Below are 16,522 nucleotides of genomic sequence, written 5' to 3' on the forward strand. Positions count from 1 at the left end.
TCTGCATATTCATATCGCTGACTGTCATCGAATTTTACTAGGGATTTATGACTGAAAAATCTATATACAGAGTAAAATCAGCGCCTATCGATGATGTTTCAAAGATGTGCAAATTATTTAAAAGTCGAATGAGCTAGTGGATAAGTTCTTATGTAAGGAGGTGATGCCAACATGTAACATCGTAGCAGAGTGAGAATACAGTATTTCAGTAGTACTGGTTAGGTCTTAACTACATATGAGATGTACAGAGTAATTATTGGGCGTATACACATTTGGAAAGTTAAACTAATAAGAGGAAGGGAGTTAATCATGAAGGAAGTTGATGTTGTTATTATTGGAGGAGGTCCTGCTGGTTTAAGCGCTGGACTTATACTAGGACGGGCTAGGAAGAAGACGTTGATTATCGATGAGGGGCAACCGCGTAATGCAGTGACTAGAGAGGCTCATGCCTTTTTAACACGTGATGGCATTAGCCCACATGAATTTAGAAATATTGCTAAATCGCAGCTTCACACTTATCCGTCAGTTTCACATTTGGAAGATACTATCGAGTTGATAGAAGGTGAAGATGGTCAATTTTTGTTGGAAACTGCTTCAGGGTTGAAGATAGCCACTAGAAAACTGTTGTTTGCTATCGGAATGAAGGATCGCGATCTTGGCATACCAGGGTTGGCGGAGGTCTATGGTAAGAGCGCATTTGTATGCCCGTATTGTGATGGCTGGGAACTAAGAGATCAGCAATTAGTTGTCATAAACAGAGGAGCAGCGCTAATGCATTTTGTCCCATTGCTTTACGGGTGGACAAAGCAGTTTGTAGTTTGTACAAATGGTCCCAATGAATTGAGTGAAGCAGAACGTGAAGAATTGCGTGCGCATAATATCCCGTTATTTCATTCACCAATTCATTCCATCCAATCAAATCAAGGCATGGTAAGGCATGTTAAGCTTGAGGATGGAACAGAAATTCCATGCACAGGAATTTTCTTCAAGGCAGAATTGGTACTTGGATCGGAATTACCTGTCGCACTTGGTTGCCGGATGTTGGATACTGGAATAATTGAAGTCGATGAGTTTGGAAAAACAAGTGTACCTGGTGTTTATGCAGCTGGGGATGCAACTACACACTTGCACCAATCTATTGTTGCAGCTGCTTCAGGAGCTGTATCCGCAGCCGCAATAAACGGAGAATTAAATCGAGAAGAATGGCATAAGAACAACGTTTGATTCAAATTCTAAATATATTTATAAAGAGGACTTTAAATTTATAATGTACCCTTTGTAAAAGACACTTTTATAAGGCCAAGCTACTTGAAGAAAGTGATTCCAGTACTATGAAATACTCCTCATTACCATTTATGAATCAACTCTTTAGAAAAGGTGGCAGGGTCACTCCTGCACGATTTGCCACTGTGCAAAATGGTCCTAAAACAGGTCTGTCAATAAATTTGTGGAATTGACCATAAAAATATTTAGTCGGTGTGGAGGATAATCCTGTCCACGAAGCGGATAGACAACCAGAGGTGCGATTATTTCCACAAAAAAGGAGCCATTCCTTCTTTAAACTGTACCCTTTGTAAAGGACAATCATAAAAAAGCTAGGCAGACTTAAGAAGGTGATCTCTGTATTGAATAGGGGTCATCTTTTTTAGGTTCCATTGATATCTGTAACGGTTATAGTAAATCATGTATTTTAAACATGACTTTTGATACACTGTTTCAGGAGGTGTTTTTATATGACTGCCAAGGGCAAAATAACATTGCCACAAAAAAGTACAGTTATTTTTACCGTAACTATTCTTTATACTATTTTGATACTATATTTTATTTTTTTCGCTTTCGGCAGAATAGGTGCATCTGCAAGCACGACTGGGGTCACCTTTATTTTTTTTCCGATTGAGTTCTACCATTTGCCAAAGATTTCTGATTTTCTGCATCCTACTCTGATGGATTTCGTAGATCTAGGAAATGTGGCAGCCTTTATTCCATTCGGCATATTGATTCCATTGTTATTCCGTGTGAAGTTTATTCGTTTCTTTTCATTGTTCTTCCTGTCTATTCTCGTGATCGAAACCATACAGGCACTAACTTTGCTCGGAAGCTTTGATATTAACGATGCCATTCAAAACTCTCTAGGCGCAAGCATCGGATTCGGAGCGTACAAACTAGGGTATCGAACAAAAAACTTTTGGCTAAATATGGCTATTACCGGTATCACGTGTATTGTTATTCTAATCGGGGTATTAGCAATTTGCGGAATTGTGGAGAAAACGTTCACCAAAGCAGAGGGTCCCTTTATAGCTTTAAATGAACTGAAAAATAGTTCCGGGCATACAACAGCGGGAACAAAACCGTACAGCTTTAAAGTTAGCGGTCAAAACGTCGAACCTGGATATAATATATTTGGCGCCAAAGGCAAAGGAAGTGAAACCTACACTTATACGTCCAAGAAGGAGATTATTTTTTCATTTTATTATGGAATACCGGACTTAATGGATAGTGATGGAAGTATACGAGTTTTAGTCGATGGTCGTGAGGTATTATCCGGCTCTGGAACGGAGCAACTGAATTATCCGGAATTGTTTCCACAAATGTTTGAAATTCCACTTGAACGTGCAAGTAAGATTACGATAATCGTTAAGGGGAATGAAAAGCTTTGGGATGTAGGGTTTAGGGAAATGAAATATTTCTGGAAATGATCCAAACGTTTTGTTCAAGATAATGGTCTTTTTTCTTTTTCCCACCCCAAACATGTGGTGCTAGTATATTTTCATGGACACATCCTAGTTAGTTTCATAATTTTTGAGGAATAAGATTAAGAAGAGGTGTGTCCAATGAAAGGCCATAATAAAAACCAAAATAAATTTAATGAAGATTTCAAAAGGATGGTTGTGAAATTATATCAATCTGGCACTCCAGTCAAGCAATTAACCAGCGAATATGGCGTATCTGATGTCTCCATTTATAATTGGGTCAAAAAGTTTTCTCCCGTCAAATTTGAAGATGGAACCGTGGCAACGGCGGATGACTATACCAAGATTCAAAAGGAGCTTCGCCGGCTGCAGGAAGAAAATGAAATCTTAAAAAAGGCTATGGCCATATTCGCGAAAAGGTAAGCCAATCTGCAGTAGCTTCCGTGATTGATCAACATAAAGACCAACATCCCATCCAAACTATGTGCGAAGTCTTGGAATTGCCGCGAAGCTCCTACTACCTAACACTCCAAGAAACCGAATCCAAGCGTGAGCGGGAAAACAAGGAGCTGACAAAAAGGATCAAAGAGATCCACGAAGAAAGCAAAGGGCGTTATGGAGCCCCAAAAATTCACCAATATCTCTGTGCGGAAGGATATAGAGTAAGTCTGAAACGTGTACAGAGACTGATGAAAAAAGAGGGCATCCGTTCCATCGTCATTAAAAAATATCGGCCAACACCAAGCAAAGAAACAGTTATCGAACGCGAGAATATCCTGGCCAGGGACTTTTCTACGACCACCATCAATGAAAAATGGGTGGCCGATATTACGTATATCCATACATTAAAGGATGGCTGGTGCTACCTTGCTTCTGTGATGGACCTGCATTCAAAGAAAATCGTAGGCTATTCCTTTTCTTGTACAATGACAACAGACCTGGTGATTAAAGCATTGGATAACGCCTATGCCACGCAGCTACCACCAGAGGAGTTAATTCTGCACAGTGACTTGGGTTCCCAATATACGAGTGAGGCTTTCATGGAAGAGGCTGAGTCAAAAAAGATCAGACAATCATTCAGTCGAAAGGGCTGCCCGTACGATAACGCCTGTATTGAATCCTTCCATGCTATTTTGAAGAAGGAAGAAATACATCACGTAACTTATCTGGATTACGCCTCTGCAAAGATTCATCTCTTCCAATACATTGAAGGCTGGTATAATCGAAAGCGAATGCATGGCAGCCTTCAATATAAGACCCCACAACAGGTTGAAGATGAAATCCGGGTGGCGGCTTAGTCACTGCATCATGTCTGAGCACGGCGCTTTACATGGAGGGGGGCATGTTAGGCTCGTCCGCCTGCGAAAGGATTGTTTGACCCTTTCGCCCTTCGCAAGACACCCATGCCCATAGAGGCTCCATGTCAAGCGACATAGACCAACCCACTCTTATGAAATGGAGCTCTGTCCAATCCACCATCTATTTTGTGTCCAGAATATTGGCGTAGATCCAATTATACGATTTACAGTGCTATGAATATTAATTTATTTAATAGGGTTTTTCAACACTATAATCCGAATACCCAAAAGAAAAAGAAATTCAAAGAAGTTGAAGCTACTTTCATAAAATTGTTACCTGATCAATTCCCGAATTGGGGTCAAATAGGCTATGAATGGGTTTATGAAGAAATCTATGGTGCTGACTTTTCACCACTGACTAAAGCAATGGAGGAGGGTTATTTTTAACCCTCTTTCTACACTATTTTCCGATTACCCCATAAAAATATAACCAAATAAAAATCTTAAATAAAGTGTTTGAGCCTCAATTGATTTTCAAAAGTCATTGCATATGCATGTTAAAACCATGGATAATATTTCCCATACTTGGAACTGGAGATAAAAAGAGGACATATAACGTTGATTTATCGTGGTATTAATAAAACCATATTTGAAAAGTTCGATTAAAATATAATAAAAACCTGGTTATAGCTATTTTCAAGTACTTATTTTTTTATCAATTAATTCACTTACTATTGGCTATATTATTTAATATTTCTTAAGCCTTACGATAAACATTATTCTACTTGAACACCTTTAATTTGATACTATTTTCCGATTAACCAATTTCTTTAACCCCACCATTATACTTATAGATGATAATAATTTCTGATTTTTGGAAAGTGGATGATGACCTTCGTATATTTCCCATCTTCTGAATGAATGGAAAGGTCATGTCCTAATTTAAGAGCCATTTCTTTTGCAAGGTAGAGACCTAAACCGGTAGATTTGGCATGACTTCTCCCAATAGATCCTGTAAATCCTTTTTCAAATACGCGGCTGATATCCTCTGGCTTAATTCCAATGCCTGTATCTTGAATCTGTAGCCGCTTTTCTTTTAGATCTTCCTCAAATTGTACGGAGATTTCCCCGCCTTCACCTGTATATTTTAAAGAATTTGAAAAAACTTGATCCATAATAAAACCAAGCCATTTACTGTCGGTATGGACAACCTGTTCAATATTGTCCATATGAAAACGAATTTGCTTGTTAATAAAAGATTTGGCAAATTTCTTTACACTGTTTTTAGCGACTTGATCCAACACTACCTCGGAAATAAAATAATCTTTGGAAAAAGAATCAATGCGAGAATAATAAAGAGCCTGCTCCACGTAATTTTCGATTCTATCCAACTCATCTTCAAACTTGTCCACAAGGTATTCAACAGTTCTTCCATTACTGTTTTCCATAAGCAAGCGACCTGCCGCAATCGGAACCTTGACTTCATGAATCCAAGATGTAATAAAGTCTTGATGATCCATTTTTTCGTTATACAACTTTTGTAATTGATCGCCATGCACACTATTTACTTTTTTTAATAACTCAAGATATAACAGTTGTTCATCGTTTCGCGGTTTAGGCAGAGTTGCGAGAAATTCTTCATGATTACTTTCAACCAAATCATTTAATTCCCGATAAAATTCTCTATTGTAATAGTATTCGATGATTACGTATATAGCTACAATAAAAAAGATAACCACATTGGTATATACGATATTACTTACAGTGTTTCTGGAATCTGTGCTCACAATCGTCATCAAAGAAACAAAGGACATAATGATCACGTTTAATATAAAGAAATTCCGTTTATCTTTTAGATATTGAAAGAAACTCATTGGATAATATAACCTTGTCCTTTCTTAGTCATAATGAAGTGTTCTTTTCCAAGTTCAGTAAGCTTTTTACGCAGACGAGCAATATTAACCGTCAATGTATTTTCGTCTACGAAATTTTCATTCTTCCAAAGGCTACGCATCATTTTCGTACGACTGACGATGGTTCCTTTATTTTTCATCAGGATTTTCAAAATAAGAAATTCTGTTTTCGTGAGTTCCGACTTTCGATCTCCATGTAAGGCCTCTCCGTTCTCAAGGTTTAATATAATTCCATCATGTTCGATTGTCTTAGACTGTGTTTCCATGTAGGAATACGTTCTGCGGAGGAGTGCATTAATTTTTGCAATCAATACATCCATATGGAAAGGTTTTTGAATATAATCATCTCCTCCCATGTTTATCGACATCACTATATCCATTGGTGTATCACGGGAAGAGAGAAAGATCATAGGGACCTTTGAAATTTCTCTGATTTTATTACACCAGTAAAATCCGTCAAACGATGGCAAATTGATATCCATGATGACTAGGTGAGGATCATGATTAAGAAATACCTGCATGATTTGGTCAAAGTCTTCGATCTTAACGGTTTCAAAACCCCACTTTTCTAATGTTTCCCCTACCATATCACGAATGGTCAAATCATCTTCCACAATCATGATTTTCATTCCTCTTCCCTCCAAACAATCATCCTTCTTTAACATCATATTAATTGAATATCGACCAACATACAAAGAAAATATCGTGTTTAAACATATTTTTTATCAATGTGACGAAAATGTAAGGTTACGAGATCAAGCTGTAAGTTTATATAAAGGACACCTATTGTAAAATAAAAACGTAAAACAAAACAACTCTGAATGGAGGATTTAAATATGAAAACTATTATCGAAGCAAAACAAATAAAAAAAGTCTATGGTGCAAAGGGAAATGTATTTTCAGCTTTGGAGGATATAGACTTAACCGTCATGGAAGGTGAATTCGTCGGTATTATGGGTCCCTCGGGTGCTGGTAAATCAACTTTACTAAATATATTGGCAACAATTGACGAGCCGACTGCTGGTGACATCGTGGTTGACGGAATCAATTTGACAAAGATGAATGAAGAGCAATTATCTGCCTTTCGCCGTGACAAACTTGGTTTCCTTTTCCAAGACTATAATTTATTAGATACTCTAACTGTGAAAGAAAATATTATCTTGCCGTTAGCCTTGGCAAAATTGAACGTTAAGGAATTGGAACGAAGAGCAGATGAAGTGGCAGATAAGTTTGGCATTCGCGACATTTTAAATAAGTACCCGTATCAAATTTCTGGGGGACAAAAGCAACGCACGGCAGCATCACGCGCGATTATTTCAAAGCCAAACCTAATATTGGCAGATGAACCAACAGGTGCGTTGGATTCGAAATCAGCAACAGACTTATTAGAAAGTTTAAAGGATCTTAATGAACAAGACAAGGCAACAATTTTAATGGTTACCCATGATGCTTATGCGGCAAGTTATTGTAATCGCGTCCTATTTATTAAAGACGGTAAAATCTTCACAGAACTTGTGAAAGGGAAAAGATCCCGCAAAGAATTTTTCAACAAGGTGTTGGATGTTCTATCCGCACTGGGGGGTGGAGCAAATGACGTTATTTAGTTTAGCAAGGAAAAATATTAAAGGTAACTTCAATAATTATTTTGTCTATTTTGTTACGCTCGTCTTCAGCATGGTTATTTATTATACGTTCACTTCCTTACAATATAGCGAAAAAATTCAGGAAAGCATTGAATTGTCGGATACAATGAGTTTCATGTTTGGGGTATCATCAATTATCTTAATTTTATTCGTAGCAATCTTTATTTTGTACTCCAATTCATTCTTCACAAGAAAAAGGAAGAAAGAAGTCGGATTGTACGCCATACTTGGTTTACGCAAGAAAACCATTGCAAAAATGTTATTTTATGAAAATTTGATTATGGGAATCATTGCAATAGTTATTGGAATTATTCTTGGAACCTTACTTTCCAAATTATTTGCAATGATTTTAATAAAACTTATGGGTTCAATTGCCGAGGTGGACTTCGGTATTTCCATTCTAGCGATTACCCAAACAGTCATAGTCTTTATGGTCATTATTTTATTCACTTCCGTTCAAGGTTACCGTTTGATTTATCGTTTTACATTAATCGAATTATTCTATGATGAGAAAAAAGGTGAACAAATTCCAAAGGTTTCACTTATATCGGCTGTTATCGGAGTTATATTGCTTGTCGTTAGTTACTGGCTGATATTAAAACCATTTCCTGACGAATTTACTACGGAATATTTAATGAAAAATTATGGTATTGCTTTTGTTGCTCTTGTCATTGGCACCCATTTATTTTTTCGATCTGTAACGGTCTATTTATTAAGATTATCACAAAAAAATAAGTCGCGTTATTACAGAGGAACTAGAATAATTGAAACATCTCGCTTACTGTTTCGTATTAGAGGGAATGCACGTACCTTTACAGTCATTGCATTGTTGAGTTCTGCAACGATCTGTTTCTTAGGTGCAACTTACAGTGGGTATTACAGCAACGAAAAAAGAGCTGAGGAAGTTGTTCCGTTCAGCTATTCGCATTTGTCAAAAGGTCCAGAATTTGATTCGCAGGTGGAGAGAATAATAAAAGCAGATCATCGACATCCAATAAAAGCCCAACTAGACATACCCGTCATTCAGGTAAAAGGAATACTCTCATTTCAACTGGATTATGACATAAATCCTGTGCAATTAATCTCAGAAAGTACATTTAATAAAGCAGCGAATGCTTTAAATAAGGATGAAACAGTCTTACTATCAAGAAATCAAGCAGCAGTAATCCAGCCAAGGTTTACTGAATATACGAAGTCGGTTTTTAAAGGAGAAAATATAACGATTCAATTGCCTCAAGGAAGCAGCGAACTGCCATTTGTTCATATGGTTGAAAGTAATGTGCTACCTTTCGATTATCCCGATTTCTTTCTCGTAGTCAGTAACGAAATGTTTGCTGAGATAGCCAAAAAAGAGGCTCCATTAACTTATAAAGTATATGAAGTGGAAAATGAAGTAACGGCACAAGCCACATCAAAGAAAGTAAATAAACTGGTTGGAAACGATTTTCAAGTTTCTTCATCATTTTATACGGAGTATAAGCAAGGTAAAGAAGGAAACGCAATTACTCTTTTTATTTTTGGATTTTTGGGGCTTGTATTTTTAGCGGCAAGTGGAAGTATCATTTATTTCAAACAGTTAACAGAAGCGAATGAGGCGAAAGGACAGTATGAAATCCTTAGAAAAATCGGTGTCAATAAAAAGGATATACGTAAATCAATCAAAAGGCAGTCATTATTTGTGTTTGGATTGCCACTAACCGTAGGAATATTGCACAGTTGTGTGGCATTGTACTTTACTAGCAACTTTATTTCTAATCTCATTGGAATCAATCTTATCTTCCCTATTCTAATGGCTATAGTCTTCTTTGTTATCATCTATGCAGTCTATTACGTATTAACTGTTAATACGTACAATCGCATTGTAAACAAATAAGAGCGAAACATCTCTCGATTGTTCGGGAGGGTCTTTGTTATGAATTCCTTTGTCATCTCCAACAACTGTAATGCGTCGATTTGATACTATTACTTCTTCAATGCTGCAAGAAACAAGAGGCTGGGACAAAACTCAGCTAAATAGAAAAACGGAAGTTCAGCACTTGCTGGATTTCCGTTTTATATTTCTTGAAAATTAGTTGATTATTCCAAAAAATAGCTAAACAAAAAGAACACCTTCTGGTAAAATTAAAGTAACGACACAATAACTTACGGAGGTGCTCTTTTGTATAAATATTATAGCATAAATCAAGTCGTTTTGCCTTTAGATTTAGAAATTAAATTAGAAAAAAAATGATATTGCCTTTGCAGTGAATGATTTAATTGAAAGTATTCCTGCAAAATCTTTTCAAAAATTTGAACGCAGTACAGGTTGTCCAGCTTATCATCCACGTATGATGATGAAAATTATTTTATGCGCATATACTCAGTCTGTATTTTCCGGACGGAAAATAGAAGCATTACTCAAAGACAGTATCCGTATGATGTGGTTAGCTCAAGGATACGAGCCTACCTATCGCACCATAAATCGATTTCGTACAAATCCTTTAGTAGCTGAATTGTTGCGACAATGCTTTGTACAATTCCGTTCTAAACTTGTTCAAGAAGAAGAGATAGATGCAGAAGCTCTCTTTATTGATGGTACAAAAATAGAGGCAAACGCTAATAAATTTACTTTCGTTTGGCGTAAATCCATTGAAAGATATAGTTCCAATTTGATTGAGAAGTCAAACGCAATGTATGATGAGCTGTTAGAAAAGGAAATTATTCCATCAATTGAACGTGAAAATGAACAGGAACTTTCGGTTGAGGAATTAGAATCTATTGTTAAAAAATTAGATGACACGATTGATACATACACGAAGAAAATTGATGAATCGGATATAACAAGTGAACGTAAACAATTGCGCTCAGAGCGCAAGGAACCAAAGAAATATCGTAAGCATTTTACAAATTTTTTAATGCGCAAACCAAAATATCAACGCGATATGGAAATATTTAAAGATAGAAACAGTTATTCCAAAACAGATCACGATGCAACTTTTATGCGAATGAAAGATGACTATATGCAGAATGGACAATTAAAAGCTGGGTACAACCTACAAGTAGCTACCGAAGGTCAGTATGCATTAGCTTATGATATATTTCCGAACCCAACAGATACACGCACTTTGATTCCGTTTTTAAATAATATAGAAGATAATTATTTCGAACTACCACAATATATCGTTGCCGATGCCGGATATGGTAGTGAACAAAACTATGATAATGTATTAAATGTGCGTAAGCGAATTCCACTTATTACATATAATCAATATAGAAAAGAGAAGAAAAAGAAGTTTAAGAATGATCCATTTAAAACGGCAAACTGGCAATATGATGGCGAAACAGGTTCGTTTATTTGTCCAAATAATCGCAGATTATATTTTGCATATCAATCCAATCGAAAAGATAAATATGGATTTAAACGAAACTTTAAAGTATACGAATGTGAAGATTGTACGGATTGCCCATTACGCTCTTTCTGTACAAAAGCAACAGAAGGTAAAAACAGAAAGTTGTTTTATAATGAAAAATGGGAATCTCAAAAAGAATATATAAGACAAAAGCTTTCAAACGAAGAAACAGGCGAAGTTTACGGGAAACGTAAAATAGATGTTGAGCCATTTTTCGGATTTTTGAAGGCTAATTTAGGTTTCACTCGAATGTCGGTTCGAGGAAAACCCCAAGTGCATAACGAAATGGGATTTGCGTTAATGGCGGTAAATATAAGAAAGTACGCCGTCATTAACACTGAAAATGGTACATTTTCACCTGAAGACATAAAAAATGCTTGTGCTTATCTTTTCATGATAAACACAAGCATTTTTATTTATCTGAGGCTAGTTTTGTCCCGGTCTCTTCAAATTATTCTTTTGTAATCTTCCTGGCTACAAGGAACTGTGATATAGGAAATATTAAGACCGCTAAACACAATGCAGAAAATAAAAAGATATTACCAAATTCCCCTTGTTTTTGATTTATGAGGTTATCTGCAATCCAAAAGACAAATAGGAAAACGGTTAAGATATAATAACTTATTTTTCCACTTTTATTCCTGATTTCTTGTCCCATTTCATCTTTTTGAGCCTTTGAATCGTTACCCCATGTTGCGAACTGGAACCATGCTAAGATAATTATAAACCACATCATAATATCAGTAAATCGTCCTTCACTATCATTAACAAAATCTACAAGATACAGTCCTAATAATACAAGTGTTACAATACTTAGTATAATTCCGCTAATTACTTTTAGCTTTTTAGTTTTCATTGAAATCCCTCCTTTTTTCTGAGTGAAATTGAAAAAGCTCATCAACTGTTATATTCAGAGTAGTAGCGATTTTAAATGCAAGAGCAAGACTTGGATCGTATTTGTTATTTTCAATTGCATTTATTGTTTGTCTTGATACATCACATATGTTTGCAAGAGCTTCTTGTGACATTTTTTTTGCTTTACGTAACAATTAGATGAATACTTGTAGAGAATGTTAAAAAATACAGAGAGAGAAAATAGAATATAAATCACTTTATTTACTAACAGGTGCTTTTAAACAACGAGGAGATTTCAGTAAGGCGGTCTCTTTCGTCAAGGCAGGTTAGTGTGAGAATGCGTGTGGTTCAACTATATATTAATTCGAAGTGGATTGCGTATTACTTTTGTGTTGACAGGGACAAGAAATATATACTAAAATAAAATTAATTGTTCAACCAAAATAAAAATTGATTAATCAAATTGTAGAAAGGGAGATTCTGTTGGAAGATAAACAATCTTTTATTGCTAAAGCACGAAGTGAACAGATTATTCAAGCTTGCATTGATACACTTGACGAATATGGTTATACAAATGTCAGTTTAACCAAAGTAGCTAAAATGGCAAACGTAAGTACAGGATTAATTTCGTATCATTTTTCTGGCAAAATGGATTTAATCAATCAAACCTTACTGTATTTACTTAACAAAAAATTAGATTTTATTAGTGGAAAGGTTGTTCAAGAAGAAACGTCTATTTCACAATTGAAAGCATATATTGAAGCTAGTTTGGCTTACCAAGTAGCACATTATAAAAATAATATCGCATTAATCGAAATTGTTTTTAATGCTAAAAATGAAGAAGGTGTGCCATATTATAAAGCTGATGATGACGAAGAAGATCTGTTAAATGCATTGCTCAAAGATATTTTATTAGAGGGGCAAAAGAGACAAGAGTTTTCTAATGAATTTGATGTAGAAATGATGTGCGTCTTGATTCAAGGCGCAATAGAGGAAAGCATGCTATCTCAGAATAATTCCTTTAGTTTTGAAAAATATAAGGATCATTTAACCAGAATGATAACAAAAATAGTCTTGTAAAAACAAAAGGACTATTTCCATTAATTCAATAGTAAGAGATACATTTTGAATGCCAATTATATATATTCAATAAGTTATTCTTTACTCTCTTGTATTTAATATTCTTGTCGTCCAAACCAAAATACTCCATAAATCTTAGTTCAACTATCTTATAAGTAAAATTCTCGGAGGAGGTAATAATTTTAATGGGAAACACATCCAAAATTGGTATGGGCTTTATGGAAAATTTGATTGCAGTATTGTTTCCTATTGTTTTAGGAACAATAGGTTGGTTCCTTCCCAAGTTGTTTGATTTTATAAAAAGGATATCCTTCTTTTCTGATTCAAAAGCCATTCAACTGTTGGAATCATTCAACCCTTTTTGGGTGTCTATTATTTTGATGTTCGTAGGTGTAGTTATAGGGGTTTTTTTAGCACTAACAATATATAGTGAAGCACTAAAAATGAACATAAGCGATCATGAAATATTGATCAATAAAGATGATAAGGAAAAGACAATTCAAAAATCTGAGATAAAAGCAATATTCATGGAAGATAATGAGGTCGTAATTACGGATCATAAAGGTCAAGAACTTTTGAGTGAAAAGACGGATATTAAGAAGGAAAAAATACGAGAAATCTTCCTGTATCATCATTACCCTTGGTGTGAACAGGACCCTTATGTAAATGAATTCAATCTTTGGACCCTAGAAGATCATACACTTGGGGAGAAAGTCAATTCCATCTTATATGAACGTAGAAAAGCAATTAGAGAAGGTGATAAGAAAAAGGCAAAAAATTTAAAAATGGATCTAAATGAGCTGGGAGTAGTTGTGAAAGATCAGGGGGAGAATCAGTATGTTCGGAAGGTTTATGGCTAAACAAGTAAATAGTAAAGACAAAATAAGATTTAGTGTAAATATAGGTGGAGTATATGGATAACAAGCGTTACTTAACACCTGACATTGGCCGTGGCTTTATGCTTTTGTTAATCGCTGTAGCACATGCACCTCTTTTTCACAAATTAATAGAGGGAGTTAATGAACCTGCAATCTCAGATCAATTATTTAAGGCGTTTGTAGTAACCTTTGTCGATGGTCGTGCGTTTGTTACGTTTTCTTTACTATTTGGGTTTGGAATAGCACTAATGGTTAAACGCCAACTAGATAAAGGGATATCTGTAAATGAATCAAAGCGTTTATTGCGAAGACGCTCGCTCTTCATGATCTTATTTGGCTTCACACATCAGGTTTTTATAGGTGGGGCAGATATCATTGCATTCTATGGGATCGCTGGACTATTAATAGAAGGATTGATTTTTAAATCGAAACGATTTAAGGAAAAAGCTCTATTTGTTATAGGTACACTATCGTTCCTAACCATTTCTACTGGATGGTGGTTTCTCTCTTTGTTTAAGGAATTATCAGAAGAAGCAAATGTTAATTATTTAGAGATGGTAATAGAAAATGTTATTGCATTTCCAATTACTGTTCTCGTTCAACTATTATTTTTTCCATTCCTTTTTGTTATTCTTTTAGGCGTGCTAGTAGAGAGGAAGACTTGGATTTCTCACCCTGAACAACATATATCAAACTATTTTTTGGTAGAGAACGTTCTTCATTGAGAGATCGGTTTTCTTTTTTAACAGGTTGTTTGGGATTATCTGTAAAATGCTTTTTTCTGTCTGGACTCGATAACTGTCGTTGTAATTTGAATTGCTTCATATGCTCGCTTTTTGTGACAGGTCTTGTCTTTTCTTTTTGTTGAACAGTTGGGTTCTTTAATCTATCTTGATGTGCAGATTCATTGACATCATGTGTGACTGGTCGTTCATAATTAGCAGTCTTTCGAGAAGGGGTACGTTTTTTATCCAATGCTTGCCGCCTATCTGCAATGGTTTGACGATGTTTTGCTTGACGGTCTGCATCTTTTTTTTGTCTCTTTTCCTTTGCTTGCTTCATGCCTTCTTTAAAATCACGGGCGGGTTTTGTAAGCTGTTCTTTTCCTTGCATCACCGCATATTGAGCAGTAGTAGGTAAATCATGTAGTTGTTCTTTACGATGATCTATATTTGCACGGAACTGACTTTTCGCACCAAGCACTTTTCCTGTGACTTGACCTACTTTCTGACTTAAAGATGTTGATTTCGTGCGATCAGTTGGCCGTTCTTTGTTATTTTTTGTAGTCGATGTTAACTGTTGCAATGGACGTAGGGGAGAGAACGAAACTTTTGTTTGCTTTGATTTTCCAACCATTGCCCCGACCGTTGCTCCAGCTGTTGCCCCTGCAAGGGTACGTCCGATTGTTCGCTGTAATCGCCGGCTGCCACGAGTAAACATTCGGTAAGGGCGACGCATAACTTGACGTCCAACTTGTTGCGAGTCACTACTTTGCAGTTTAAACATGCTCATAATGTCACCAAGTTTCATGTAAATGCCTGCAAACGTCACGATCTGCAAAAAGGCAATCCAGAAAAATGGATAACTTGTTGTTAAGCTGTAAAGCATGGATGAAACACTAAAGGCAACTGTAATAATGAGCGTAATACCAGCCCGAAGCATAATCACATTAAATAGTTTCATAATCGCCTGTTTTCCCATGTTTTCAAAAGTCGGTATCATCGACAGTAAAAAACTGATGGGTAAAAACATCGCATAGATAATAAACAGAATTTGCGAGAAGATCATAATTCCCGATAGAAGAAACACAAAAATTGAAATCCCAATATTGAATAGAAATAAAAAGAAGACCATTCCTAAACGTGTAGTGGTCTTCGTAATCGTTAAATTTTTATTGTCATGGTCTTCAATTTCTGCTTTGACAGCATCTTCACGATCTTTCCCGTTATTCGTATCAGGATTGATAGAAACTAAGGTTTCGACACGTTCTTCGCCAATCGTTTCTTTATCCGAATCACCAAATTGTAATAACATCCAAGGCTGTTCCACTTGAATGGAAAAGAGGTTATTCCGTATCAGATCCACGCTGTCTTTTCCTTGACTTGTAGAGTTAGGCATCAAAATTTTAGTTCCTAAATCTAAACTTGCTTGACTAATATCTGCTGAAAAATCATTGATTTTACTGATATATGTTGGAGCGTAGGCAATAAAGGAGGCAGACAAAATAAACACAACTAAAAAATTGAGAATCGCTCGAATGGCTTTTGTCGTTTCCCGTTTCATTAATCCTGTATAGGCCACGTAAATCCCGATTACTAAAATAAAGATAAGCAGGAAGCCCACATAAAACCCCGAACTGCTAAAACCACTGGCGGTGATTCCAGCTAATGTTTGCATATTCTTCCCGATGGCATCCGCTGTTTGTGAAATGAAATCCAATGAATAGGCTTGTTGGATTAAGTAGCCTGTCGCATTTGATAAATATAGGCTAATAATCCAAATAAAATTGGTGATTGTATATAGGCCATACATCACTTGTTTTCCGATGCCATCATTCCAGTTCCACGGGAGCCAATCCCAACCCGTATCCACGTAAAAATCGAGTTGGTAATGGTCAAGGGCATATTTAGAATACAAATTGTCTTCCGATACCGTATCATCCACTAAACCAGCAGCTTGTGCAAATGTTCCAAGTAAAAGAAGACAAAGAAAAACGGCGGCACCAATGAGTACCACCGTTAGGACGATCTTCTTTATTTTTTGTTTGTTCATATTG

General features: G+C 36.0%; 15 protein-coding genes and 1 pseudogene. 10 read left to right on the forward strand and 6 right to left on the reverse strand.

All coding sequences use genetic code 11. From position 1 onward, the window contains the following. Positions 1-309 precede the first annotated feature (309 nt). Complete coding sequence (locus FCJ93_RS16800; RefSeq protein ID WP_095314249.1) at positions 310-1,224, forward strand: NAD(P)/FAD-dependent oxidoreductase; 915 nt, start codon at positions 310-312, stop codon at positions 1,222-1,224. 371 nt (positions 1,225-1,595) lie between these two features. On the opposite strand, the gene FCJ93_RS25955 is transcribed toward FCJ93_RS16800, so the two are convergent. Then, a complete protein-coding gene (locus FCJ93_RS25955; protein ID WP_373315257.1) occupies positions 1,596-1,766 on the reverse strand; it encodes an IS3 family transposase in 171 nt (56 codons plus the stop codon). Between FCJ93_RS25955 and FCJ93_RS16810 the strand changes: the two genes are divergently transcribed. From FCJ93_RS16810 to FCJ93_RS16820, 3 genes are all read left to right on the forward strand, one after another. Then, positions 1,734-2,696, forward strand: coding sequence for a VanZ family protein (locus FCJ93_RS16810; RefSeq protein ID WP_039237233.1), 963 nt, complete (start codon positions 1,734-1,736; stop codon positions 2,694-2,696). The genes FCJ93_RS25955 and FCJ93_RS16810 overlap by 33 nt on opposite strands. A gap of 135 nt (positions 2,697-2,831) precedes the next feature. Then, positions 2,832-3,988, forward strand: a protein-coding gene (locus tag FCJ93_RS16815; RefSeq protein ID WP_095314245.1) for an IS3 family transposase whose coding sequence is annotated in 2 segments (ribosomal slippage) — positions 2,832-3,075 and positions 3,075-3,988 — 1,158 coding nt in all. Because the reading frame shifts where the segments join, the coding sequence is not laid out codon by codon here. Between the two features lie 234 nt (positions 3,989-4,222). Then, entirely contained in the window at positions 4,223-4,435 is a 213-nt protein-coding gene (locus tag FCJ93_RS16820; protein WP_033369738.1) for a hypothetical protein, read from the forward strand. A gap of 401 nt (positions 4,436-4,836) precedes the next feature. On the opposite strand, the gene drcS is transcribed toward FCJ93_RS16820, so the two are convergent. Together drcS and drcR are read right to left on the reverse strand one after the other, a co-directional pair. After that, complete coding sequence (drcS, locus tag FCJ93_RS16825; protein WP_137744234.1) at positions 4,837-5,862, reverse strand: daptomycin efflux sensor histidine kinase DrcS; 1,026 nt, start codon at positions 5,860-5,862, stop codon at positions 4,837-4,839. Beyond that, entirely contained in the window at positions 5,859-6,530 is a 672-nt protein-coding gene (drcR, locus tag FCJ93_RS16830; RefSeq protein WP_137744235.1) for a daptomycin efflux response regulator transcription factor drcR, read from the reverse strand. Before drcR ends, drcS begins: the two co-directional genes overlap by 4 nt. Positions 6,531-6,737: 207 nt before the next feature. On the opposite strand from drcR, the gene drcA reads away from it, so the two are divergent. From drcA to FCJ93_RS16845, 3 genes and pseudogenes are all read left to right on the forward strand, one after another. Then, a complete protein-coding gene (drcA, locus tag FCJ93_RS16835) occupies positions 6,738-7,505 on the forward strand; it encodes a daptomycin efflux ABC transporter ATP-binding protein drcA (protein WP_137744236.1) in 768 nt (255 codons plus the stop codon). Then, positions 7,492-9,417: an ABC transporter permease gene (locus tag FCJ93_RS16840; RefSeq protein ID WP_018705606.1), complete on the forward strand. Its 1,926-nt coding sequence runs from the start codon at positions 7,492-7,494 to the stop codon at positions 9,415-9,417. Before drcA ends, FCJ93_RS16840 begins: the two co-directional genes overlap by 14 nt. Before the next feature lie 285 nt (positions 9,418-9,702). Next, positions 9,703-11,398, forward strand: a pseudogene (locus tag FCJ93_RS16845) (IS1182 family transposase). Here FCJ93_RS16845 and FCJ93_RS16850 read toward each other — a convergent pair. Both FCJ93_RS16850 and FCJ93_RS16855 read right to left on the reverse strand, forming a co-directional pair. Further along, positions 11,385-11,789 carry a hypothetical protein gene (locus FCJ93_RS16850; protein WP_095239545.1) on the reverse strand — a complete coding sequence of 135 codons (405 nt, stop codon included), beginning with the start codon at positions 11,787-11,789 and terminating at the stop codon, positions 11,385-11,387. The pseudogene FCJ93_RS16845 and the gene FCJ93_RS16850 overlap by 14 nt on opposite strands. Then, positions 11,779-11,982: a helix-turn-helix transcriptional regulator gene (locus tag FCJ93_RS16855; RefSeq protein ID WP_268951602.1), complete on the reverse strand. Its 204-nt coding sequence runs from the start codon at positions 11,980-11,982 to the stop codon at positions 11,779-11,781. Before FCJ93_RS16855 ends, FCJ93_RS16850 begins: the two co-directional genes overlap by 11 nt. Positions 11,983-12,271: 289 nt before the next feature. On the opposite strand from FCJ93_RS16855, the gene FCJ93_RS16860 reads away from it, so the two are divergent. From FCJ93_RS16860 to FCJ93_RS16870, 3 genes are all read left to right on the forward strand, one after another. Then, a complete protein-coding gene (locus FCJ93_RS16860) occupies positions 12,272-12,868 on the forward strand; it encodes a TetR/AcrR family transcriptional regulator (protein ID WP_063608854.1) in 597 nt (198 codons plus the stop codon). Positions 12,869-13,053: 185 nt separating this feature from the next. Further along, positions 13,054-13,728: a YqeB family protein gene (locus FCJ93_RS16865; RefSeq protein WP_063608853.1), complete on the forward strand. Its 675-nt coding sequence runs from the start codon at positions 13,054-13,056 to the stop codon at positions 13,726-13,728. A gap of 53 nt (positions 13,729-13,781) precedes the next feature. Further along, positions 13,782-14,471, forward strand: coding sequence for a DUF418 domain-containing protein (locus FCJ93_RS16870; protein WP_137744237.1), 690 nt, complete (start codon positions 13,782-13,784; stop codon positions 14,469-14,471). On the opposite strand, the gene FCJ93_RS16875 is transcribed toward FCJ93_RS16870, so the two are convergent. Further along, positions 14,374-16,518 carry a CD3337/EF1877 family mobilome membrane protein gene (locus FCJ93_RS16875; RefSeq protein WP_235879526.1) on the reverse strand — a complete coding sequence of 715 codons (2,145 nt, stop codon included), beginning with the start codon at positions 16,516-16,518 and terminating at the stop codon, positions 14,374-14,376. The genes FCJ93_RS16870 and FCJ93_RS16875 overlap by 98 nt on opposite strands. Positions 16,519-16,522 lie beyond the last annotated feature (4 nt).

The sequence above is a fragment of the Robertmurraya siralis genome, from assembly GCF_005502275.1.
GTDB classification, from domain to species: domain Bacteria; phylum Bacillota; class Bacilli; order Bacillales; family Cytobacillaceae; genus Robertmurraya; species Robertmurraya siralis.